Annotated in this window: 20 protein-coding genes; 4 read left to right on the forward strand and 16 right to left on the reverse strand. The window is 35.8% G+C overall.

What is annotated here, in order from left to right; genetic code table 11:
- Positions 1-52: 52 nt before the first annotated feature.
- The 7 genes from DKZ56_RS00105 to DKZ56_RS00135 form a co-directional block, all read right to left on the reverse strand.
- Positions 53-1393: an arsenic transporter gene (locus DKZ56_RS00105; RefSeq protein ID WP_208650736.1), complete on the reverse strand. Its 1341-nt coding sequence runs from the start codon at positions 1391-1393 to the stop codon at positions 53-55.
- Positions 1394-1531, reverse strand: coding sequence for a hypothetical protein (locus DKZ56_RS00110; RefSeq protein WP_208650737.1), 138 nt, complete (start codon positions 1529-1531; stop codon positions 1394-1396). It abuts the gene before it with no gap.
- Between the two features lie 26 nt (positions 1532-1557).
- On the reverse strand, positions 1558-2886 hold the full coding sequence (locus tag DKZ56_RS00115) for a DUF2642 domain-containing protein (protein WP_208650738.1): 1329 nt from the start codon (positions 2884-2886) through the stop codon (positions 1558-1560).
- Positions 2887-2934: 48 nt separating this feature from the next.
- Positions 2935-3399 carry a hypothetical protein gene (locus DKZ56_RS00120; RefSeq protein ID WP_208650739.1) on the reverse strand — a complete coding sequence of 155 codons (465 nt, stop codon included), beginning with the start codon at positions 3397-3399 and terminating at the stop codon, positions 2935-2937.
- A gap of 307 nt (positions 3400-3706) precedes the next feature.
- Entirely contained in the window at positions 3707-3859 is a 153-nt protein-coding gene (locus tag DKZ56_RS00125) for a hypothetical protein (protein ID WP_208650740.1), read from the reverse strand.
- A gap of 16 nt (positions 3860-3875) precedes the next feature.
- Entirely contained in the window at positions 3876-4742 is an 867-nt protein-coding gene (locus tag DKZ56_RS00130; protein ID WP_208650741.1) for a zinc ribbon domain-containing protein, read from the reverse strand.
- Between the two features lie 26 nt (positions 4743-4768).
- Positions 4769-5158: a DUF418 domain-containing protein gene (locus DKZ56_RS00135; protein ID WP_245989543.1), complete on the reverse strand. Its 390-nt coding sequence runs from the start codon at positions 5156-5158 to the stop codon at positions 4769-4771.
- A 65-nt stretch (positions 5159-5223) separates the two neighbouring features.
- On the opposite strand from DKZ56_RS00135, the gene DKZ56_RS00140 reads away from it, so the two are divergent.
- The gene (locus DKZ56_RS00140) at positions 5224-5916 is read left to right on the forward strand and encodes a sensor histidine kinase (protein ID WP_208650743.1); all 693 of its coding nucleotides are present in this window, start codon (positions 5224-5226) and stop codon (positions 5914-5916) included.
- Between the two features lie 243 nt (positions 5917-6159).
- On the opposite strand, the gene DKZ56_RS00145 is transcribed toward DKZ56_RS00140, so the two are convergent.
- Together DKZ56_RS00145 and DKZ56_RS00150 are read right to left on the reverse strand one after the other, a co-directional pair.
- Positions 6160-7173, reverse strand: coding sequence for a tRNA dihydrouridine synthase (locus DKZ56_RS00145; RefSeq protein ID WP_208652098.1), 1014 nt, complete (start codon positions 7171-7173; stop codon positions 6160-6162).
- Between the two features lie 209 nt (positions 7174-7382).
- Positions 7383-9371: a methyl-accepting chemotaxis protein gene (locus tag DKZ56_RS00150; RefSeq protein ID WP_208650744.1), complete on the reverse strand. Its 1989-nt coding sequence runs from the start codon at positions 9369-9371 to the stop codon at positions 7383-7385.
- Between the two features lie 477 nt (positions 9372-9848).
- On the opposite strand from DKZ56_RS00150, the gene DKZ56_RS00155 reads away from it, so the two are divergent.
- The gene (locus DKZ56_RS00155; protein ID WP_208650745.1) at positions 9849-11540 is read left to right on the forward strand and encodes a methyl-accepting chemotaxis protein; all 1692 of its coding nucleotides are present in this window, start codon (positions 9849-9851) and stop codon (positions 11538-11540) included.
- A gap of 275 nt (positions 11541-11815) precedes the next feature.
- On the opposite strand, the gene DKZ56_RS00160 is transcribed toward DKZ56_RS00155, so the two are convergent.
- The 5 genes from DKZ56_RS00160 to DKZ56_RS00180 form a co-directional block, all read right to left on the reverse strand.
- On the reverse strand, positions 11816-12670 hold the full coding sequence (locus DKZ56_RS00160; protein WP_208650746.1) for a DNA/RNA non-specific endonuclease: 855 nt from the start codon (positions 12668-12670) through the stop codon (positions 11816-11818).
- Positions 12671-13030: 360 nt separating this feature from the next.
- On the reverse strand, positions 13031-13810 hold the full coding sequence (locus DKZ56_RS00165) for an ABC transporter permease (RefSeq protein WP_208650747.1): 780 nt from the start codon (positions 13808-13810) through the stop codon (positions 13031-13033).
- Positions 13807-14691, reverse strand: a complete 885-nt coding sequence (locus DKZ56_RS00170; protein ID WP_208650748.1) for an ABC transporter ATP-binding protein — start codon at positions 14689-14691, stop codon at positions 13807-13809. The genes DKZ56_RS00165 and DKZ56_RS00170 overlap by 4 nt, the downstream gene beginning before the upstream one ends.
- The gene (locus DKZ56_RS00175; RefSeq protein ID WP_245989545.1) at positions 14688-14876 is read right to left on the reverse strand and encodes a PLD nuclease N-terminal domain-containing protein; all 189 of its coding nucleotides are present in this window, start codon (positions 14874-14876) and stop codon (positions 14688-14690) included. Before DKZ56_RS00175 ends, DKZ56_RS00170 begins: the two co-directional genes overlap by 4 nt.
- Positions 14873-15994, reverse strand: a complete 1122-nt coding sequence (locus DKZ56_RS00180) for a helix-turn-helix domain-containing protein (RefSeq protein WP_208650749.1) — start codon at positions 15992-15994, stop codon at positions 14873-14875. The genes DKZ56_RS00175 and DKZ56_RS00180 overlap by 4 nt, the downstream gene beginning before the upstream one ends.
- A gap of 194 nt (positions 15995-16188) precedes the next feature.
- Between DKZ56_RS00180 and DKZ56_RS00185 the strand changes: the two genes are divergently transcribed.
- Positions 16189-17085: a cation diffusion facilitator family transporter gene (locus tag DKZ56_RS00185; protein WP_342775790.1), complete on the forward strand. Its 897-nt coding sequence runs from the start codon at positions 16189-16191 to the stop codon at positions 17083-17085.
- A gap of 411 nt (positions 17086-17496) precedes the next feature.
- Here the strand turns inward: DKZ56_RS00185 and DKZ56_RS15405 are convergent, their stop codons facing one another.
- Together DKZ56_RS15405 and DKZ56_RS00195 are read right to left on the reverse strand one after the other, a co-directional pair.
- Complete coding sequence (locus DKZ56_RS15405; RefSeq protein ID WP_245989551.1) at positions 17497-17934, reverse strand: VanW family protein; 438 nt, start codon at positions 17932-17934, stop codon at positions 17497-17499.
- Between the two features lie 100 nt (positions 17935-18034).
- Entirely contained in the window at positions 18035-20029 is a 1995-nt protein-coding gene (locus tag DKZ56_RS00195; RefSeq protein ID WP_208650750.1) for a methyl-accepting chemotaxis protein, read from the reverse strand.
- A 546-nt stretch (positions 20030-20575) separates the two neighbouring features.
- On the opposite strand from DKZ56_RS00195, the gene DKZ56_RS00200 reads away from it, so the two are divergent.
- Positions 20576-21178, forward strand: a complete 603-nt coding sequence (locus DKZ56_RS00200; RefSeq protein WP_208652101.1) for a LysE family translocator — start codon at positions 20576-20578, stop codon at positions 21176-21178.
- Positions 21179-21568: the final 390 nt, after the last annotated feature.

The following is a 21568-nucleotide window of genomic DNA, read 5'->3' on the forward strand; positions in this document are numbered from 1 at the left end:
AGGAGGAGCATAGGAATGAATGAATTTTGCGATTTCCTTACACCTCATCATTTTATAAAATAAGCAATATCCACAAATATAAACTGAATAAGCTGACCATTAGCGCAGCGGGAACGACTAAAATCGTAATGCTGATATATTTTCCCCACGTTACTTTAATTTGATATTTTTTTAATATAAACATCCAAATGAGTGTAGCTAATGTGCCAATAGGTGTTAATAACGATCCTATATCGCTCCCTATAATGTTTGCTAAATATGCCACTTGCATTACTGCCGTATCTAATTCCATTTCGGTAATGGCAAGTGTTCCAATCATCACCGCAGGAAGATTGTTAAAAATATTGGAAAACACCGTTGTTAACAATCCCATCGTCATAGTGGCGTGAAAAGTATCGAATTCAATATTCTCTTTGAATGTTGAGATAATTAGAGTGTTTAAACCGGCATTTTTCAATCCATAAACAAGCACATACATACTAAATGCAAAAATTAAAATATGCCACGGAGTACTTTTTAATATATCCTGAAATCCAATTCTTCTTTTTAACCATCGAATCATCATCAATATCAATGCACCAAATAATCCTATAAACTCCATTGGAATACCAAAGGGTGAAAGAACAAAAAAAGCCCCTCTTGTTACTACTACAACCGCAATACAGATTTTAAATAAATTTTTATCTACTTCAGCCTCAGCTGATGGATTAAGAGGATGCGTGAAAATATTCGATATTCTCCCATTGAAAACCGTTAACCCTAATTGCTTTGGTATATGATTTCTAAATAGCCAATACAATATCAGGTTCATTGCAACAATGCCACACATGGACGGTACAAACATGATTTTTACATAACTATTTAAATCTAATCCGACAATTTTTAAAGCAATTAAATTGGAAATATTGCTTACAGCGATAGGGGCGCTTGATGCCGTTGCAACCAATGCTCCTGAAATTAAATAAGGAAGATATTGATGCGGTTTTAATGATAAAAATCGGATGATGTGGATAATGATAGGGGTAGTAATAAGAATGCTTCCATCATTATTAAATAGCATGGTCATCAGAAAACATAGCAGATTTGTGTAAAGATACAGCCGTATTCCAGAATTCTTTGATTTTATAATGATATTATGGGCAATCCATTTAAAAAATCCTATACTCTCCAATACTATTGACATCATAATAGTAGAAAGTATTGTAAGTGAGGGGCCACTTACAATACTTAGAATGTTTTTTAAATCTTCAATACTTACATATCCTAGTAAGACAATCATCGTAGCCCCTATAACAATCGGAATCGTTTCATTGATTCCTTTAGGCCTCCATAACATGACAGCAATGGAGAGCGAAAAAATTAGGTACATCCAAATTGTAGAAAAATCTACCATCTAAACAGCCGCCTTGGATTGTTCAAATGTTGACTGCTTTGTTTCCATCACTGCCTCTTCTTTTGTTGGTGATGGAGAATCTAAAAATACTTTGTAAAATAGGAAACCTGCAATTGAGAAGTAAAGGAGCATCATCAACGTTATCCCTCCTTCTCCTATCAACCTTAGTAATAGCGTCTCTCTTTTAACTGCAAATACATTTTCTCCGCATGCTTCATTAGAGCTCTATATTGATTTTCGATATGGTACATTCTTTCTGCAAACTTCATTAATGCATAATACTGGTACTCCAAAAGCCGCTTATTATCCTCAATTAACATTGGAACGGATTCATGGAAAAATTCTATATTCTCTTCTTCCAATGTCTCGTCTTTCGCTTCTTCTTTGGCTGCCACAATTTCTCCTGCGACTGGTTGAATTTCAAATGCTTCACTACTTGTTTGATTTGATTCTTCCGCCAACTCTTGAGCATTTTCTCTTTCAACAGCTACAATCTCACCAACTGCTGGTTGGATTTCAAATGTTTCTTCTTTTTGTTTCTCTTCATCCAAAAGATTTTGTGCAGATTCTTCGTTTGCTGCAATTTCTGCAATATTTTGGGCTACATCAGATTCCGATTTTTTTAAACCTTCTTCTTGTTTTGTTTGTTTCTTAAGGTTTCCGATATCCATTTCGTTCCAAGTGCATTCTTGTATTGGAGAGTTGAATTTAATTTCTTGAAAAAGGGGTCTTTTTTGATTTTTCATTTTTTTCTTTGGAGCTGTTGTTTGTTTTTTTAATTTTTCTGAAGGATTTGCATGAGTATCTGATGATGGTTCTTCCGGTGAGGCTGTCATTTGCTCAATTTTTTCTTCTTGTTGTGCCGCTTCGTTCTCAGCTACAGGAGATACTGAAGATTCTTGATGGTCCTCTCCATCACTCGCCTCTGAAACAAAATTTTGTACTTTTTCTTTAATCGATTCTGCGATTGCATTTTTCTGTTCTTTAGTAAGTTCCTCTCCTATTAGCGTAGAGTTATTTAGCGTATTATTGGCAGTTTCCGTTGAATTCAGATGAACTATTTGATTTTCATCCACTTGTTCATTGAAAACATTAGTAATCTGGGATTTTAAAATGAAGTACTGTCTATCTCCATTGATTAGCAATATATAATCTTCGGAAACTTGACTAAGCACTCCTGAAAAGCTTTGTTCGTCTAAACTGTTCACTGTGATCCATTGCAAATACATCGTTTTTAAAATTTCTTCCAACTTTACTCTGTTTATTGCTATATTTTGGCCGTCCTTTTCGAAGGTAAAATCTTTTGCATTTTTCGATATTGCTTTAATTTGGGTGATAGGAAAATATAAAATGTTTTCTTTTACTTTCACAATGATGTGATCTTCTTGCACACTTAATAAAGTGCCTTGAACAGACTGATCATCAACTAAGAATAATTGAATCTCAATGCCTTCTAAACTTTTTAATGCATCCACCAAAAGTTCCGCATTCAAATGATAGGGCCTCCTTTTTCATGCAATCCGCACAAAGTTCCCTATGAATTAGCTTTCTTCTCCATTTTGTTTTTCAGGTTTCTTTTCTGTTTTTTTTCCATAACTCACATTGCGAATATGGAACATAGCTACTCGGATTACTTCATTATTTAATACAATAGTGATATAATCATCGAACACTTCTTCTAATACACCTTCTACAGATTCAGGTCCTCCGCGGTTAATTTTTATCCACTTATGGCGCAATTCATTTAAAACAGCTCTGAAATCCATGAAGCTTTCAAACTTTTTAAAATCCTTTGGAACTTCTGCTTTAATCTTCATTTCATTTTTTGAATCTTGTGTAATGCTCTTTACATGCTGCAATTTGTAAAAAATTACACCATCTTCATCCGTCAACAATGCGAAATAGTCGTTATGAGCAGAAAGTACTCTACCTACTCTAGACTCAGGTCCTCCACGGTCAACTTTCACAACTTGATTTAGCAAAGATTGCAGTAAATCCCTGTTCATTGTTGTTCCTCCCATTATGAATTTCATTATTATTTATACGAGTAAAGGCAAAAGGTATATAGTTAGACGCCCATAAATCAACAATTAATTAGCTATTGGCGTTATGTTATTGTATGAATCATGCATAAAATATGACTCTACATTTTTTTCCATATTTCGAGCAAGATAAAAAAGAGAAGAAGAAATATAACATCATTTATTTGGAAGGTACCTGAAAGGGATTTAGAAGGGGTCTCACCGCTTGAAAAGAGAATTTAAAAATCGAACATGAAAAAGAGAAAAAATCGCCAAGCACAAAATTTAGGCGTTAGAATTCCTGGATAATCGCCAAAATTGCAAAAATAATCGCCAAATCGGAAAGAATAATCGCCAACTCCATGAAAATAATCGCCATGCACAAACTAAAAGGGCTGGGCCGAAGTTCGATTCGGACAGCCCTTTTCAGCATTTTTTCCATCATGAAATTGCATCGTCCATTAACGCAAATACAACGAATAACTCTCAATCACTGGCACGGTCAACTCGGCATCTAAATGTTTTCCTGCAGAGACCGTTCCTATAATTTTTCCGTAAATCTCCACTTGGTCATTTACACTGACTTGATAATCTTGTTCTTTTCGTTTGACATAGACCACTTTATTTTTCAATGGTTCTGTGGACATATCAATCATCATATAGTCGCTGCCATCTAAAAGAAACACTTTGCCTGTAAACTTAACGAGCTGTTTTCTTTGGCTCCCATACCCTTCAAAGGCGATGTGATATAATTCATCGTAATCCACTTCAATGGCATTATTTTTTAAATAATTTAATGAATAATCATTCAACTCTTTTTGATTGGGCGAATCATCCATCAATCCCATGACGATAAACATTCCGATGAAGATACCGCCTTGAATAAATATGGATTTCATCATCTCTCCGAAGCCGTTTTTGATAAAAGCCAAGAGGATATAGTATAAGCCAAAAAATACATGGATGATGAAAAGTGATAAAAAAACATCAGCAATCTTATCTTGATTGTAAATAGAGAGCAACAAAGCGATGCCTAAGATGATAAGTTCTATAATCAAAATGAACCGCGAATTTTCCATCCAATTTTTCTGTTTCGAAATTCCTTGAACCTCACTATTTTTCGTAAAAATGGATGGATCTTCATCGACGTGATGACCGCATTTTATACAATAAATCGTATTGTTACTATTTTCCTCCTGGCAAATAGGACATCTCCAATAATAATCGGATTCATCCTTCTTTTCCCGGTAATACCCGCAATTTAAACAATAAGTGGCATGGTCATTATTCAAATGATAGCATTTGGGGCAAGCCCATTTGGCCGGCATCGTCAACACTTCCTTGTCAATGCAATCTATAAACTAAATATACAAGGAAATTTCTGATAAATCCAAAAATGACTCTGCGGTTTATCATCATGAACAGGATTTAAAAAGAAAGCAATTTGAAGTTTATTTTCTCTGCATGAAGATGAAATTCCAATGTTTCGATCGAAGTTTTCCACTTTTTTTGTATTCGGTTTCACTTTACCATTCCACGATAAATAAGTACCGATTCTCATTAACTTTTCAAAGGGCCCTATCTTCCATTTTTTCAAGTAAAGCCGGCTTATGAATGCCTGGCATCGGAAAATAACGACAGCAAGAATAATTCCAGTAAATACACCAAGTTTTCCGAACAACGCCAAACCATAGCCATAAAAAATGGTTGTACAAATTAAAGATTGGAAAAGATAATTCGTCATTGACAAGCGTCCAATGGATTTAAAATACGTTGAAACTTCATGCATCTAAAAGAGAAAGGGATAAATTGGAAAAAACAAAAGAAGAATGGATGGCTGGAATTTCCCATGATTTACGCACCCCGCTTTCTACAATGCAGGGATATGGGGTATTATTGGAAAGCGGCCAATATGATTGGTCAAAAGAAGAACTGATGGAGATTGGACAAACGATTCATGAAAAAAGCAATTACATGTTAAACTTGATTGAAGATTTTTCATTAAGCTTTCAATTAAAAAATAAACCTGGTCAGATTATTTTTGAGAAAACCGAAATGAATCAATTTCTTAAGGAAATTCTAAAAAATTACCAACGAGATAAGACTTTAGCTTATTATACCTTTCATTTTAAAGGTCTAAATCAATCTGCATTTTTATCAATCAATCAAAAACTATTTAAAAGAATGATCGATAACCTTATTTACAATGCCATCAAACATAATCCGAAAGGTACAATAATTTGGGTTTATTTAGAAAAAGATCAAGAGAAAAATATGTTGACGATAACCATTGAAGATAATGGAATTGGCATGGACAAAGAAACGTTGAAACATTTGTTTACCCGTTATTATCGAGGCACAAATACAGATGAAAAAAGTGATGGAACAGGACTTGGAATGAGCATTGCAAAGCAAATTGCCGACTTGCATAAAGGCATGATTTCCGTACAATCTGAAAAAAATAAAGGGACGACTGTTACTATACAATTTAAATATGAATAAGACGGAACACAAATTAGAAGTTCTTTTTCTGTGAAAATGAACCCATTACATGCCAAGGTCTTGAATAAAAAATCATGGAAATTTATTAATAAAAATGGACAGGTGCCTGTGAAATTTCACAAGCTACCTGTTTTTTTTATAAAAAGCATTTTGACTTCTATGCGGGGCAAGAAAATACTACATTCATGCCTGTGTTACTACCGCTAATTCATGTAATTTTATTTTCTGCCCTCTTTTCCAAAACTATTGATTTGTTTTTACGATGGCCATTACATCAATTCTTTTTTCGTATTCTTCCAGCAACTCTCTCACTTCATTTGTTGATTTTGTATTCATCAACCGATTTCGTAATTCGCTTGCTCCACGGAATCCTTTTACGTAGATTTTAAAGAAGCGATGAAGCGCCGTAATGGAACGTGGAATTTCTTCAATAAACTGATCATGCAAATCTAAATGGTATCTTAATAAATCTAAATATTCCTGAACCGTATGCTCTTTTGGTTCTTTTTCAAAGGCAAAAGGATTTTTAAATACGCCTCGTCCTATCATGATTCCGTCTACCCCGTATCTCTCGGCAAGTTCGAGGCCTGTTTTTCGGTCAGGAATATCTCCATTGATAGTAAGGAGTGTATTGGGAGCTATGCGGTCGCGCAATTTTTTGATTTCCGGTATCAATTCCCAATGGGCTGGAACTTGGCTCATTTCCTTTCTTGTTCGCAAATGAATGGAAAGATTGACGATATTTTGTTTGAAAATGTGGGTCAACCATTCTTCCCATTCATTTACGTTTGTATAACCCAATCTCGTTTTGACACTGACAGGAAGTCCGCCTTCTTTGGCTGCCTGAATCAGTTCACTCGCAACATCCGGACGTAAAATCAGCCCGCTGCCTTTTCCACGAGATGCTACATTTGGCACTGGGCATCCCATGTTAATATCGACGCCTTTAAATCCTTCTTCCTCCATGCCAATGGACATTTGGCGGAAATATTCTGGCTTATCTCCCCAAATATGGGCAACAATTGGCTGCTCATCTTCAGTAAATAACAAACGCCCCCGCACACTTTTTTGTCCATCTGGATGGCAGTAGCTGTCGGTATTAGCAAATTCAGTAAAGAATACATCCGGTCTGCCTGCTTTGCTTATAACATGGCGAAACACCACATCTGTTACATCTTCCATTGGAGCTAAAACAAAAAATGGTCGAGGCAATTCCAACCAAAAATTCTCTTTCATGCAAATCTCAATTCCTCTCATGATGAAACTTAAAACAGTCATTACTTACTCTTATATATCATGTTTTATTCCATATTATCAAATGCATAAATCATGGCAATTTTTCAATCGAAACTATTCCCTCTTTATCAATAATATAATATAAATCTACACAGATTGAAAAAAACTTGTTTAATCATCAGAATTGAAAAAGCTTCCCATAGCTTTTTCAGCTATGAGAAGCCGGGATCTTAATATTTAAAGGTAGAAATAGTTGATTTCAATTCTTCTGCCATGTTTGAAAGAGATTGAGCGGAAGCAGCAACTTCCTGCATCGCTGCCAACTGTTCTTCCACGGTTGCAACGACTTCTTCAGATGCGGCCGTGTTGCTTTGTGCGACTCGTACAATTTCATCCAACTCCGCATTTACATTATGAATCGTATTGGACATTTCCGCTACGGCAGCAGCAACTTCTTCCATCTGCGGTGAAATCTCTTTCGTTGTTTGGAAAATGTAATTGAATTTCTCAATGGCTTCGCTCGTAATTTCTACTCCATTTTTTACATCAATTGAAACCTGTTCCATCATTCTTACTGAATTTTCCGTGTCTGTCTGAATCTTTTCAATGATTGCTTGGATCTCTTTCGTCGATGCTTGTGTTTGTTCAGCAAGATTTCTTACTTCATCAGCTACAACGGCGAAGCCTTTTCCATGTTCTCCCGCCCGTGCCGCTTCAATCGCTGCATTTAAAGCAAGCAAATTTGTTTGGTCTGCAATGCCTGTAATGACACTTAAAATTTCATTGATTTTCTTGGAGCTTTCATTGAGTGAATAGATGGTTTCCTGAGACTTGCTGACAGATGAATAGATGGATTGCATTTGTTCAACAGTTTTCGCAATCGCTTTGCCGCCTTCATCTGCCTTTCTTACCGCTTGGTGGGAAAGTTCTGTTACATGCGATGAACGTTCAGCAATGTTCGTTGCACCAAGGGACACTTCTTTAAAGAGTTGAGACATTTGTTCCACTGAATTTGTCTGGATTTCCGCATTTTTTGAAACTTCCTGAATTGAATTAGATACTTGTTCTGTTGCAGCACTTGTTTCTTCAGAACTTGCCGACAATTGTTCCGCCGTAGCTGCAACATTTTCAGCGGTTTCGTCAATTCGTCGAGTTAAGTTCCGCAAACCATCAATCATTTCATTGAAAGCAATTCCTAATTTGGCAATAATGTCATTTGACTTTATACTTGCATATTGCGTCAAGTCACCTTTGCTTACTTTTTCCGCCAAATCCGTTAATTCTATTATCGGCTTGCTTACAGATTTTATAATGACAAGCACCGCGATGATACCGAAGAAAATCGCCGTGATTCCTACGATTCCTGAAGTCAATAAAATCGACGAGTTTGCATCATCGATTTCTTTTTGATCAATCACCCCACCGATTTTCCATCCTGTCAATTCATTCGTAGTGTAGACTAATGACACAACTTCTCTGTCCAATTTTCCGCTTAATTGGGCAGCTTCTTCTTTCATATTGTCATAGATGGAACCCTTTGCTTCACTTCCCAATTCAGCAACAGGGTGGGCAATATATTTATTGTTTTTGTCTAATATAAATCCATATCCATCTGTACCGATTTGAATGCCTTCTACCACTTCTTGCAATTTATTAAGAGTAATATCAATACCTACTACTCCATTTCCATCCGCAGCAGCTTTGGATATAGTAATGACCATCTCTCCCGTGCTTGCAGCAACATACGGTTCTGAAATTGCTACTTCACCAGTATGTTCCATAGCTTGTTTATACCAATCTCTTTCTCTTGGATCATACCCATCTGGAACTTTTTTTGCAGCAGGTTCCTTAATAAACTCTCCTTTTTGATTTCCTATATAGACTCCGGCAACCTCAGGATGAGACTCTAGGTAAAATAGCAGCCATTTTCGAATTTCTAATTGGTCAGCTTGGAAATCCGTTGATTTTAGTTGATTCGCTAATACGTTAATGTCCGTCATTTTAGGTTCAATGACATCATTAATGACAATATTTACCATCGAAACATTATCTGAAACATCCGATAATATTTGCGACTCTAATTTGTTTTTGGCTGTTTGATATGAAATTGAACCTATCAGCAAAGAAGAAGCAATTAAAGTGATGGTCATCAAAATAAGTATTTTCATATGAAAATTACGAAAACTAAACTTATGTATTTTCAATGAGGTATTGTCCATTATATATCCTCCATTTCCCCTATGTTCTCCAAATTTATATCGAAAAAATTTTTTAGTTTTCTATGCAATTTCACATTGTTTATATGTTAAAAATTTTAAAAAAACTCTATATTCTTCAAACAATTCCCGCAATAACACTCGATTTTGCACAACAGAAATATATCAGAATAACGTTATAAAATATACTTTTTTGCTCAAAAAACGAGGCTGTTCAGAAAAGTAGAACACTTTCTGAACAGCCTTACTTCTTATAATTTTGCATTTCTAATATAATTTTTTTAAAAAATGAATAAATCTATTAATAACTTAGTAATGTTGTCGAAAATATAGTTGAGGGTATTATATTTATTTTTTATCATTAAATTAAGTATATTTTTCTAAAAATATGAACTAGAAAATATAACTAAATTACCCAATCATTCTATAAAATTCACAATTATCTACTATAACCAAATAAATTAATGGAGTGAGTTAATAATGTCAATCAAAGCCAAATTAGCTGCGAGTTTTTTTGCCATTATCTTAATGTTGGTTGGACTTGCGGCATATTCTTCGACTCAGATTTCCAAGGTGAATGAAGAATATTCTTTCTTAATAGACGATCGGGTATATAAGGTCGTCGAAGCTGCGAAAATCCAAAACGCCTCTTCTTTGCAAGGTTTATATCTTCGGTCTTATGTACTGCGAAAAAGCGACAAAGATTTAGAAAAACTGTTTGCTCAAAGAGAAATCGTGAATGAAACGACAAACAAAATTGATTCATTATTTACAAATCCTGAAATGATCAATCAATTTGGTATTGTCAAAGAACAGCAGGAATTATACAGCAAATATGTCGATGAAGTGATTCGTTATGTAGATAATGATGAAATGGACAAAGCAAAAGAAGTGTTATTTAATTACGCTGTACCAGCAAACGAAAAGATTCAAGAAGCCATCAATACTATTATTGATTACCAAACAGAACAGATGAATACAACAAATGAATTAACTAGTTCCAATACACAAAAAAGCATTTTGATGCAAATCGTAATTACTGTGATAGCAGCAATCTTTGCTGTGTTTATTGCCATCTTTATGATGAGAAATATTACAATCCCATTAAAGAAATTAACAAATGCAGCTCAAGTGATGGCTACTGGTGATTTACGAGAAGAAGATGTTGTAGTGAAAACAAAAGATGAAATTAAAGATTTAGCCAATGCCTTTAATACAATGAAACATAATCTTGCTAACTTAATCAGCAGCGTATCAGCCAATGTTTCACAGACTACAGCTTCTGCAGAGCAACTTGCGGCAAGCACTGATGAAATCACAAATGCTTCAAAAGATGTGGCGAAAATGGTAGAACTTCTTGCAAACAATGGTTCTAAAGCTGCAGCAACTGCTCAAGAATGTGCAGCAGCAACAGACGATACAGCCAAAGGAGTTAGCCGAATTGCCGAAGCGGCTCAAGCCCTGTTAGAACAAACTATCAATACCCAATCCATTTCTACAAAAGGCGGAAAAACACTGCAAACCGTAGAAGAACAAATGACAGTAATTCAACGATCTTCTTATGAAACAAGAGAAAAAATTAAACACTTAAGCAGCCAATCTGCTGAAATTGAAAACATTACAAATGTAATTACTAACATCACAGAACAAACAAACTTGTTAGCCCTTAACGCTGCTATTGAAGCTGCACGGGCCGGCGAACATGGGAAAGGATTTGCCGTGGTTGCAGATGAGGTACGTAAGTTAGCGGAAGAATCAAAACAGTCAGCTCAAAAAATTATTGACCTTACAGCACAAATTCAATCAGGTACAAAAGAAGTCGAAGAAAGCGTGAATCTGACTGTTCAAAATGTGGACCAAGGCGTGGATTACTTGCATGATGCACAAGTAGCCTTTAATGATATTTTAGATGCCATTTCAACAATGTCTTCCCAAATCGAAGAAATTTCTGCTGCTTCTGAAGAAATTTCAGCAAGCACGGAAGAAGTGGCTGCTTCAGTTTCTGAAATGGCGACTTTAGCAATCCATGCGGCTGACCAATCCAATGCCGTATATGCTTCAGTAGAAGAACAAACAGCCAGCCTAAATGAAATTAATGATGTTGCCAAATCCTTAAATGAAGGTTCTCTAATTCTGCAAGAAGAAATTAGCCAATTTAAAGTATTGTCTTAACCCATAAAAAATGGGGAGTCTGAAAAGTCATTTCAAGACGCCCCCTTTGCGGCTGTAGCTAGAGCTTTTGCCGCAGATAAATCGCGACAAAAAGACGCGTTTTGTGACCACCGCAGGGAAAGTTTTTAAGAGAATATTACTATAAGAAGTAAGGCTGTTCAGAAAGTGTTCGACTTTCTGGACAGCCCTTTTTTCATATGAAAAAAGCAGCTGAATTTGGATAAACCTTAAATTCGACTACTTTCTAATTTTATAAATAAAGATCAAACTTCTCTTTACTCTCCAACCAAGCCGTCTTGATCTGCATCATACATATAAGGATAAAGCCAATGGTCTTTTGTAATCGGCATCTTAAATCCCGCCGCCTTTGCTTCTTTTATTGACACTTGTCCATCGCCGTTTGTATCAATTGCAGAAATATCGCCTTTATGATTTGACTTAGTCGCTTTATTTCCAGTCAAACCTAGAGATTCGTTTACTTTGTCAGGGTCTACATTGTCAAATTCCATTACCACTTGTTTTCCGTTTGGTAGAGTGAATGTGTACCTATAGTGGGAGGGGATTTGCGTTTTCGTATTTGGATATGAAATGATTGCTTCAAAATTCGTTGCTCCCCCTGCCTTGCGAATCATCTCCTCCATATAAGCTTGGTCGCCGTGGCGGTTGAGGGTGCTGTTTTGAGGCGTGATGTTATAAGCATTGGACACTCCTCCAAGAGAATCTGCAATGATATGTCCTTCATCTAAATCGCTTCTCTCCACCCCGGGAACTTTCGCTTCATCATCGTAGTATCGGCCATTTGAATTCACAGGTTCTGTCCGGTCGTCTTGCAAAATGATTTCATCTGCAATGACCCGTACAAGCTGGCCATATTTATTCGTAAACGCCCAATATTCCCGATCGCCAAAGCCAATGTCCACTACGACGTTAGGTTCGCGATGACCTGACAAATCTCCTCCATCCACTTCAAGCAGTTTGTAGCCCGAAAATCTTTCTGTAATGGACTGTGCTGAAGTTTCAACTGTTGAAGACTCTTCAGCCACCTGATTGTTTGTTGCCGGTGAGTCAGTGCAACCAACAATCAAAAAAGCAGCCAAAAATAAGAATAAAGAGTTTCGCTTCTTTTTCATAATCCTTCTCCCTGTAGCATTTTTTGATTAATGTTCATCTAAGTATAATAGCATATAACAGTTTGTACTATTTTCATAGTGTCGAATGAACTTTTTCGGAAACCTATTTTAGTTTATATTGTCAATGATAATAAAGAAAGGAAATGCATTGGGGGATTTTAGTTGAATGCAAAAAGCGGGTGTATTTTCTGATTAATTTTCCTTGTATCTGTCTTAACAGCATGCTCTCATTATGGAGGAACAAAAGAAGCCATAATTGAAAAGGAGAAATCGAAACACTTAATCGATTGGGGCTATTAAAAGAGAAAGAAAGACCTTTTGGCTGATGTAAAAAATGCAAAAAGGTCTTCCATCATTTTATTATATTTTTATCATTGAAGCATTTTTCCGGGTGAATAGAACACCAATGATTATAAAGACGACTGTGAAAAGGAGCGTTAACAACAATGTTTTAAAATAATATTCGTTGTCGCTTTGGGTTAATAATTGGACACTGTAATCCGCCAGTTTCCACGGCGAAATGTTCCAGAACTGCCCTATCAATGATTGGATAAGGACGCCAATAGGCAAAACAATCACCGTGAATGTGATGGAAAGGACGGTATTGAACATGGCACTAAACATAAGAGCAATGGTCGTAGCAAAGAAAATCCAGACACAGTAACTTGCAACCATTTGAATAAAAAGAAGCGGCTTCACAGTACCATATAAAATGGCTGTATAATACATGCTCGCCCCATAACCTAAAATGACGCTTAAAACAGCTAGTATATTTATAACGACCCACTTGCTGAAAAACAAAGCAGTAAATGAAATAGGCCGTACATATAAGAAAAGAGCCATTCCATTTTGTCTTTCCCGATTGATCATCCCTGCTGCAATAATCACAAGTACAATAAGACCAATCGATTGAAATTGGCCAGTGGTAGCAAGTAAAATATCCGCAGGCGTATATTCAGGAATTTCCATGGTAAATCCTTCCGGCAAATTCCCCACTGCATTTAAAATATCTTCCATATAATAATTCATAATTGGGTCCGAGATGCCAAGAAAAATAAAAAGAAGCGGCATCCACAAAAACTTAAAACTGCGCCAACTTTCCCTCAATTCTTTTTGAATTAGTACGGTAAATGTTCTCATGGTGATACCACCTTCATGAAAATCTCTTCAAGGGTTAATCGATTTCGTTCTATCTTTAATACCGTAAAAGGGGAATTGGAAAGCTCCTCCATCACTTGCTGCATTGTCGGGAAATGATCTGTTATATGGATATAAACAACCATTCCCTCAACCTCAGTGGACCACTTGCTTTGAGAAGCGTAACCAATAGCTTCTTCAATTTTTGAAAATTGAATACGAATGCGGGGCACATCAAATTTTTCCCGAATCTCATTTAAAGAACCTTTTTCTACAACCTGCCCCTTTTTCAAAAAGAGAAGTTGGTCTGTCATTTCTTCTGCATCATTTAAAATATGTGTTGAATACAATATCGTGGAATCAAGCTGCAATTGTTTCAACAGATTCATGATTTCCCTTCTTCCAACCGGATCTAGGGAAGCTACAGGTTCATCTAATAACAACAGTTTCGGTTTATGAACGATTGCTTGTGCTATGCCTAGCCGTTGCTTCATACCACCGGAATATTGAGCTGTTTTTTTGTGCATCACATCTTTAAGGCCAACAAATTCTAAAACTTTTACTGCTTCTTTTCTTGTATCCCTTGCAGAAATACCACTTAATTTGGCCGTCATTTCAATGAATTCCAAACCCGTCAACCATGGATAAAATTGCGGATACTGAGGCAAAAATCCGATTTCTTTTCGTATATCCTTTATCCCCTCCAGGTTTACGGTTCCCTTGGTTGGTTTCAATAAGCCGGCGAGCATGGACAATATGGTTGTTTTCCCGGCGCCATTTGGACCAATCAGCGCCGTAAAAGAACCGTCTCCTAGGGTGAACGAAACATCCGATACCACAGTTTGCCTACCAAAACTTTTGGTTAAATGTTGTACGGTAATCATGATTTCCTCCCGAAAATAAAATACACAATTGGTCCAAGGGTATTAATAAAGATAATAACCAACGCCCATAGCCACTTCGGCCCGTTCGTCGACTCAATGCGGATTAAATCCACCAGCGCAACAATCAGCAAAACAACTTGAATCACAATTAGAGGGGCCACTAAAGCCCAATTAATATCCATCATTCTAGAACCTCCTCAACATTTAAATGATGTGCCAAATTAAGAATCATTGCTTTAAATTCATTGCTTTCTTTTAGAGAAGCAAATCTAGGTTCTTTCCAAATCGTCAAAACCAAATCCTTTTTAATGGATTGTTCGTCCCTCGGAGCTTCTCCGCCAATGACGGATGTTTTTTCAATCCAATCGGTCAATAAATAAAAATAAGAATTTCCTTGCAGCTTTATTGGAAATTTTATTTTTGTACAAAGTTTTACATAACATTGCAGCATTTCCATCGCTTTTTCATGAAGACCTTTAAAAACAAATGCTGCCGCTGCTTTATAGTAGAAAATTAGACAAGTATTGAAATGAAGATTTTCTAAATCAAATAAATGTATCAGCTGTCGAATTTTATGAACAGTTTCATCCACATAATGCCCGTTTTCAATCTCCATCATCATACTTTCTGTTGCATACGAAATCAGCTGTATTAAATTTTGATAGAAACTAACTTGGATAATTTCTTTTGCCTTATTTGAATTTCCGAGCATTTGATGAGCTGTTGCGATGAGCTGGTTGGCCTCCACAGGATGATTTATATCATTTCCCAATAATTCCAACACTTCTTCCGGCTTCCCCAATTGCAATAATGCAACAGCCTCCATCATTGTCGCTTCGTTAATGAGTAAAAAATCTTTGCTGAATGTTTTTACTTGGGAACAAAGTTGAATGACTCTGGTCAATGTATTTTGGCGATCAGGCGACTTAGGAGCATAGTTTAAATAAAGTTGTGCCATTTTTAATACAAATGGCAAACAAGAATAATATTCCTTCAATAGATCCTCAATTTCTTTTTCAACCAGTTCAAAAGGCTTTTCTGAAAATTTCTTTGAAAGCTGGATGTAGGTTTTCCGTATTTCATCTTTGGACATCTTGGAATGGTATCCCAATAATTCATCAATTGAGAGATGAAATAATCTAGCTAACTTTGGCAACAATGTAATATCAGGATAACTTTGTCCCTTTTCCCATTTGGAAACCGCCGCTCTTGAAACTCCTATATATTCAGCAATTTGTGCCTGTGTTAACTTTAATTCTTTTCTGCGATTTGCAAAAATCTTTGTAAATTGAAAATGATTCATATTTATCATCATCCTTTATTCTTATCATAAAGAAAAAAAGATCGAATTCATATCAAATCATAGTTACGTTTATTAGCATTAATCAACTGGTGGTTGACTTCATTAAGAGAGGTATAATTGCTAAATAATTCAAATATTTTCCACTATAATTTTGCTATAATAAAAGGAAAGTAGCATGGAAAGAAGTGTTCCTTATGATGGATCCAAATCATCTAAATTATCATGGTCAATTGGAAGACAATAAAAACAAAAATGCACTCAAATGGGCCTATCTATTAATCACCAGTTTTATGATCGTTGAATTGGTTGGTGGAATCATTACAAACAGTTTGGCATTGTTATCTGATGCAGGGCATATGTTAACAGATTCTTTATCATTAGGTTTTAGTTTGTTTGCTATTATTATTGGACAAAAGGAAGCAAACAACAAAAAAACTTACGGGTATCGCAGAGTGGAAATTTTTGCTGCCCTCCTAAACGGGATAACCTTAATCGGGATTGCCGTCTTTATTGTGATTGAAGCCATCCGCCGTATTTCAAAGCCTCCTGAAATTGCAAGTACAGGTATGCTGATTGTAGCGGTGCTTGGTTTACTCGTTAATATTGTGGTGGCTTTTATTTTAAATAATGGAAATAATAGTAATCTAAATGTCAAAAGCGCCTTTTTGCATGTGCTGGGAGACATTCTTGGTTCTATTGGTGCGATTAGCGCAGCACTCTTAATCCTATTTTTTGGGTGGGATTTGGCAGACCCTATTGCCAGCATGATTGTGGCAGTAGTGATTAGCTTCAGCGGAATTCGCGTCGTAAAAGAATCTTTCAACATTTTTATGGAAGCAGCACCTAATGACTTACCGACAGACATCATAAGAAAAAAATTGTTGGAAATTGAAGAAGTAGAAGAAGTGACTGACTTGCATCTATGGCTTATTACATCCGACTATCCCTCCATCACTTGTCATGTAGTGGTGGGGAAAGAGGTGGATGAGCAAATTGTATTACGCAAAATTCAAAAATTGTTTCACGATGAATTTTCATTACATCATATGACCATTCAAATTGAAAAAAGAAACAATCTTCAGAACATGTAAATGTACTTACAGCTCTTTTCTATTTGAAAAGCAATGTGCAAAATCCTGAAAAACCTTAGCAGAAGAACTAAGAAAAACATAAGTGCAGGGTACCTAAAAAATACCCGGCACTATTAATAATCTTTCTACGCTTTACCTCACTTTAATTTGCTTGGCATACATCCAGAGGAATCGGATATTTGACTTCTGAGAAGTTCTTGATGAGTAATTCTTCTTTTATCATTAGTCCTGTAACCTTATCAAATGTTTTTCGCCATATTTCATTTTGGCGATAGTTTTTTCCATCCTTTTTCAAAAATTGATGATTTCTTTCTTCAATATGGTATGAATACGGTATGTCTTCATTAGCGTAGATGGCGCCTTTTAAATGCTTATCCGTTACCCATACTTTTATTTGAAATGATTGGTTTGTTAGATTTTAAAACGTAAATCTACATAGTTGTAGAAAACGCTTGCCCCGCTGCCAAAGGGAAGTGTTCGGCCGGAATCAGGAAACGGGTCAAAACTATGATGATGTCGTTCAACGACTGTAAGAGGTGTATGCAGAGCCATCCAATAAAGCAAATTTGCAAGTTGACAAATCCCACCGCCAATGCCGGTTTTTACTTCCCCCATTTTCAGCTGCATGCCTTCTATGTAACCTTTTGATTTGGTTGTTCTTCCCACCAGCTTCCAAAAGGAAAAAGTTTCACCAGGTTTAATGATGACACCATCAATTTTGCTAGTCGCTATTTTTAAATTGGTAATCTTATTTTCCTGCAGTTGTGGATTACTGTTGCCTAATTTTCTTCTTAATAAAGATTGATGTTTTTTACAAGTAAAAGGACGAAATCGAATTATTAGAAACACGAAGCAAAGAATTAGTAGACTACATGAAAAAAGTTTTACAAAACTAAAAAAGCGGCGGCAAGATTAAAACTGGATTTTGCCGCCTGCAATCTGTGATTAATTAAAAATGGAACTTACTCAACGCATCCTGTAATTCATTAACTGTATTATTTAAAGAATTCGTCAAGTTTTTCATTTCCTGCATGGAGTATAATTGGGTATTCGTCTGGATCATAACGGTTTTTGCATTTTCTGATGTTTTTTGTGCACTAGCTAAAATTTCGGAAGTAGATGCATTAAATTCTTCGGTGGATGCTAAAAGTTCTTCAGATAACGAAGACAACTCCTGAATTTGCTCAGAAACTTCCTTCACTGCAAAGAGGATATTATCAAATAACTTTCCTGCTTGATAGACAATTTCCGTTCCTTCCTGAACTTCTTTCTCTCCATCACCCATTGCTTTAACAGCTTCGTCTGTTTTGCCCTGAATCTCAAGAATTAATAATGAAATTTTTTCCGCGTATTCTTTTGACTGTTCCGCTAATTTTCGCACTTCTTCAGCAACAATTGCAAATCCCTTGCCATGTTCCCCAGCCCGGGCTGCTTCAATTGCTGCATTTAGTGCTAATAAATTTGTTTGATTAGAAATTTCCGTAATCATTTCTGAAATTTCGCCAATTTCTCTGGAACGATTGGATAATAGCTGCACAACATTACTAGCTTTTTGCACAGATTCAGATATATAGTTCATTTGTTTAACAGCTGTGCTGATTTTTTCATTTCCGTGTACAGCTTCCTTTTCTGTTTTAGTTGCAGCTTCTGAGATGATATACGACGATTCAGCTGCTTTTTGTATGCCAACTGTTAACTGATCAATGCCTTCTTTATTTTGTTCAAGTTCCTGCAATTGCACTTCAGTTGCTGAAGACACTTCCTGAATCGAATGAGAAATTTCGCTGGAAGCTTCGACTGTTTCTTTCACCCCTTGGACAATATTATTAGCAGCAAGGGTTACTTGCTCACTTGCCCTTTTTGCTCTCATCAGCAATTCCTTCAAGTTGTTTGCCATTTTGTTCACATTATCAACAAGAAAGCTGATTTCATCCCCTTGGTGATCTGTATATACGTTAAAAGCTAAATTTCCTTGCGCTATCGTTTCAGCCGTTAAAGCTACCTTGCGAATTCGATTCGTTATCTTTCTTAATAGAACAAATAAAATAATGCCATTTAAGAGTAGAGCTGCAATCCCAGAACAAATTGTAATGGCCAATAATGAAGTTAATGGAGCTATGAATTCTTTCAACGGAACATCCACTGCCATAATCCATCCTGTATACGGAATAGTGGAGTAGAACAACATCCGCTCATCGCCGTCAATTTTAACTTTTGTGACCCCTTGTCCTTTCTCAATCATTTCTTGTGTGAGATTTCTTATTGCATCATTGGAAGATTCAAGAAGGTTTTCATTTAAAATCTTTTCCTTATCTGGATGATGAATAATGGTTCCATCTTTTTGGAATACATAAACAATATCTGTCTTTCCTATTTTAAAATTCGTCGCTTTTTCAAACACTTTATTGATTGGAGAAGCACCGCTTACAACACCTTTTACTTGCCGATTTTCATCAAAAACAGGCGTTTCAAAGGTAATAATGAGATTAGATTTATCTGCTTTATCAGGAAATGGATCTGAAATTACCGAATTTCCAGCCAACACATCCGGAAAAGTCGGTTCATCCCCAATAAAGATTTCCGTTCCCGAGTCGAAGGTTAGATTTCCTTCCGTATCCCCAATGCTAATGGAAGAATATAGACCATTGATCCTCGCTCTTTCCTCTGCAAAATACCGTAAAATTTCTTCCTTTTCTCCAAAACGGACTAAATCCGTATTGGCCATCACCTCAATCTCAGACTGTCTTGTTTGAAGCCATGTTCCTAATTGAGCCGTATGTATCGAAACTGCATTTTGTCCATTATCCTGCAAAGATTCAAGAATCACAGTTTTTGAAGTACTATAATTAAGCCATCCCATAGCAACAGTTGTTATCAATGTCACGGAAAGTATAAAGATCATAATTTTAAACAATAATGATTTCCAAAAAGATACCCTATTCATAAAATAGTTCTCCTTCCGCTATAAAGAATAAACTGCTACAAAAAATCCCTTAATACTTTTTACCCCCCCATTTCTTACCAATACTTTTTAGTAACTTAAAGAGAAAAAAATAAATACTTAATTAATAAAAGAAATTACAACTAATATTTCCGAATTTTCTAATTATTAATCCTTGGTAAATTATATCATTTTCTTAATACTAATTTAATAGTAAATTAGAATATTTTTCTAAATTTATAAATATTTTTGTAAGTTTCTAGATTTAAATTTATTTTTATTTTTTATTACAACTTTATCAACAGTGAATATAGTACTAATATATTACGAAATTTTCCTTTTTATTACCTATAATGAATTTATTTTTCATAGGATGTAGATTTTTTTAGGTATATAGACTCATATCAACCAAACGTTAAATTTTCTCAAAATAAAAAATTTTCTGTTCGTTTTATGTAGTAGTCTTATATAATACAATGTAGAAATTTAAATTAAAAAAGAATTTAGAAAGGTAGTGGTCAAGTGGAGAATTACTTATTGTTTGCCCTTATGAGTTTCCTTTTAATTATTTTGCCCGGACCAGATACTGCTCTTGTTGCTAAAAATACACTGCTATGCGAAAGAATTGGAGGGATTAAGACATCTTTAGGGATTTTATGCGCCCTTATGATACATACAATGGCTGCCGTTTTAGGATTATCCGCAATAATTGTGAAGTCTGCTCTTTTATTTTCCATTATCAAATACGCTGGGGCTGCTTATTTAATTTACTTAGGCATTCAGATATTATGGGCCTTAATCAAAAAGGACGAATCGCCGGAAATGGAGTTAACTACAAAAAGTCTTGCTGAAAAGACATCCTGTTTTAAACAAGGTTTCCTTAGCGATCTTCTGAATCCAAAAGTAGCAGTTATTTTCTTATCCTTTTTCCCTCAATTTGTGAAACCTGGCAATGATACCTTTATACCCTTTCTAATTATGGGGATTACCTTTACAATCATTTCGGCTATATGGCTTTTTATTTATATTTATTTGATTCACTATATCAGCGATTTTATGAAAAGACCAATGACGAAAAAAATGATTGAAGGAATTACAGGCGCAGTAATCATTAGTTTCGGTCTAAAATTAGCATTAGAAAAATCAAACTAATAGAAAAATGGGCTGTCCAGAAAGTCGAACACTTTCTGAACAGCCTTTCTTAAAAACTTTCCCTGCGGTGGTTACAAAACGCTCCTCCTCGTCGCAATTTATCTGCGGCGAAAACTGCCGCAAAGAGGTTGGGACAAATCTAAAAAAACATCATTTTCTCCAAGGAGAAAATGATGTTTTTTTGATATGTTATTAAAATTGATTTCCGTTCCAGGGACGCTTTCCGCAGGCCCGGCTAGACTCTCCTCTGATTCATTCCTTCGCTCCTCGTGGTCTCGAGAGGGCTCGTCGCAGGAAAGCTTTGAATTTACTTCCTTGAGCTTGCTCCGCTTTGCGACTAGGCGGGAGCAACGGGTAGCTTAAATCACTGCTGATCCCTAAAACCAACAC

The organism is Ureibacillus thermophilus (assembly GCF_004331915.1).
GTDB lineage: Bacteria > Bacillota > Bacilli > Bacillales_A > Planococcaceae > Ureibacillus > Ureibacillus thermophilus.

Excerpts from the sequence above, each read along its gene's own strand:
- DKZ56_RS00170 (WP_208650748.1), bottom strand. The coding sequence starts at position 14,691 with ATGATTACCGTACAACATTTAACCAAAAGTTTTGGTAGGCAAACTGTG.
- DKZ56_RS00135 (WP_245989543.1), bottom strand. The coding sequence starts at position 5,158 with ATGACGAATTATCTTTTCCAATCTTTAATTTGTACAACCATTTTTTAT.
- DKZ56_RS00130 (WP_208650741.1), bottom strand. The coding sequence starts at position 4,742 with ATGCCGGCCAAATGGGCTTGCCCCAAATGCTATCATTTGAATAATGAC.
- DKZ56_RS00150 (WP_208650744.1), bottom strand. The coding sequence starts at position 9,371 with ATGGACAATACCTCATTGAAAATACATAAGTTTAGTTTTCGTAATTTT.
- DKZ56_RS00180 (WP_208650749.1), bottom strand. The coding sequence starts at position 15,994 with ATGAATCATTTTCAATTTACAAAGATTTTTGCAAATCGCAGAAAAGAA.
- DKZ56_RS00125 (WP_208650740.1), bottom strand. The coding sequence starts at position 3,859 with ATGATGGAAAAAATGCTGAAAAGGGCTGTCCGAATCGAACTTCGGCCC.
- DKZ56_RS00160 (WP_208650746.1), bottom strand. The coding sequence starts at position 12,670 with ATGAAAAAGAAGCGAAACTCTTTATTCTTATTTTTGGCTGCTTTTTTG.
- DKZ56_RS00195 (WP_208650750.1), bottom strand. The coding sequence starts at position 20,029 with ATGAATAGGGTATCTTTTTGGAAATCATTATTGTTTAAAATTATGATC.
- DKZ56_RS00165 (WP_208650747.1), bottom strand. The coding sequence starts at position 13,810 with ATGAGAACATTTACCGTACTAATTCAAAAAGAATTGAGGGAAAGTTGG.
- DKZ56_RS00120 (WP_208650739.1), bottom strand. The coding sequence starts at position 3,399 with ATGAACAGGGATTTACTGCAATCTTTGCTAAATCAAGTTGTGAAAGTT.
- DKZ56_RS00155 (WP_208650745.1), top strand. The coding sequence starts at position 9,849 with ATGTCAATCAAAGCCAAATTAGCTGCGAGTTTTTTTGCCATTATCTTA.
- DKZ56_RS00200 (WP_208652101.1), top strand. The coding sequence starts at position 20,576 with ATGAGTTTCCTTTTAATTATTTTGCCCGGACCAGATACTGCTCTTGTT.
- DKZ56_RS00175 (WP_245989545.1), bottom strand. The coding sequence starts at position 14,876 with ATGATGGATATTAATTGGGCTTTAGTGGCCCCTCTAATTGTGATTCAA.
- DKZ56_RS00105 (WP_208650736.1), bottom strand. The coding sequence starts at position 1,393 with ATGGTAGATTTTTCTACAATTTGGATGTACCTAATTTTTTCGCTCTCC.
- DKZ56_RS00185 (WP_342775790.1), top strand. The coding sequence starts at position 16,189 with ATGATGGATCCAAATCATCTAAATTATCATGGTCAATTGGAAGACAAT.
- DKZ56_RS00145 (WP_208652098.1), bottom strand. The coding sequence starts at position 7,173 with ATGAGAGGAATTGAGATTTGCATGAAAGAGAATTTTTGGTTGGAATTG.